This window comes from Duganella alba (assembly GCF_009674495.1).
GTDB classification, from domain to species: Bacteria; Pseudomonadota; Gammaproteobacteria; order Burkholderiales; family Burkholderiaceae_D; genus Rugamonas; species Rugamonas alba.
The window spans coordinates 1-255 of the sequence record NZ_WKJN01000114.1; the positions used below are offsets into that span (position 1 = coordinate 1).

Consider the following 255-nt stretch of genomic DNA (forward strand, 5'->3'; position numbering starts at 1 on the left):
ATGGGAAGCAGGTTAATATTCCTGCACCGTCGTATGATGCGATGGGGGGACGGATCGCGGAAGGTTGTCTGACTGTTGGAATAGTCAGTTTCTGGTTCATAGGAGGTACTTAGGCAAATCCGGGTACATAATCCAAGGGGCTGGGACGAGTGAACTTGTTCACGTAGCAATCGGAAGTGGTTCCAAGAAAAGCCTCTAAGCTTCAGTCATACGAGACCGTACCGCAAACCGACACAGGTGGGCGAGATGAGTATT

Annotated in this window: 1 rRNA gene; it reads left to right on the plus strand. The window is 50.2% G+C overall.

Annotated elements, in window-relative coordinates:
- Nucleotides 1–255, plus strand: a 23S ribosomal RNA gene (locus GJ695_RS29510); the annotation flags it as partial.